The organism is Bacillus hominis, from assembly GCF_018332515.1.
GTDB lineage: Bacteria > Bacillota > Bacilli > Bacillales > Bacillaceae_G > Bacillus_A > Bacillus_A hominis.
On sequence record NZ_BOQD01000478.1, the window covers coordinates 1 to 1,029 of the forward strand.

Sequence of the window (1,029 nt, forward strand, 5' to 3'; positions counted from 1 at the left end):
TATAAAAATTCGCAATCAATTATCCCGGTGTTTAAAGCCAAAGACTTATCTATACTTAACGAAATCGCGAACACAATCAGTAAAGATTTGATTTTATTATGTAAAGAAAATGAGAAACCTTTAAAAAAATACTTTGCAAGCAGCAGATACTCAAAAGAAATAACTTACGAAGAATTTTTTATTTGGTGGTATCACTTTTTCTATACAAAAATAACTGAAGAATTAATAAAACAAGGCATAATTAAAATCGGCATTCAAGAAAATCAAACATATATAATCTATTAAATACCTAATTTTATAGATATAAGCAGCGTATTATAACTCCACATATGTAGCAGAAGGATATGTGAAAAATCATTTGTAAAATAGATAGTCATCTAAAATTAAACATGAAGAAAATACGATATAAATAGGGGAGATGCACCTTGCAAAAGAAATTTATCAATCCGGAAACTATGCCAGCAACTTTTGGATACTCACATATTGTTGAGGTTAGTAACGCTAAACGAACAATTTACATATCTGGACAAGTAGCACTTAATACTGATGGTCACATAGTTGGGCTGGGTAATTTAGGTACACAAACGCGCCAAGTATTTGAAAATATTAAAAGCGCATTAGAAACTTCAGAATTAAATTTTAATGATGTAGTAAAGTTAACATTTTTCTTAACGGATATTTCTCAAATGGCCATTGTCAGAGATATTCGAGATCAATACATCGATACTGAGAATCCACCAGCAAGTTCAGCTGTAGAAGTTAGAAAGTTAATTAACGATAAATTATTAATCGAAATCGAAGCAATCGCTGTAGCAAACTAATTTTAAAAACTTATTCTTAATCATATCAACGCAATTCGTTCACTTTAAACGAATTGCGTTTTTTATTAACTAAAATATAAATTATACACGGAAACATTCTTATCAATAACACAACATAAATAACTTAAAAAACAAATAACCACACAATCTACAACACATTATGAACCAAATTAAAAAGGGGAGCCTAACAACCACAGCTAACATATAA

The 1,029-nt window shown here is 29.3% G+C and carries 1 protein-coding gene and 1 pseudogene; both read left to right on the forward strand.

Going from position 1 to position 1,029, the window contains the following annotated elements; genetic code table 11:
• A pseudogene (locus tag KI356_RS26565) lies at positions 1–285 on the forward strand (hypothetical protein); the annotation flags it as partial.
• Between the two features lie 140 nt (positions 286–425).
• Entirely contained in the window at positions 426–821 is a 396-nt protein-coding gene (locus tag KI356_RS26570) for a RidA family protein (protein ID WP_212936948.1), read from the forward strand.
• Positions 822–1,029: the final 208 nt, after the last annotated feature.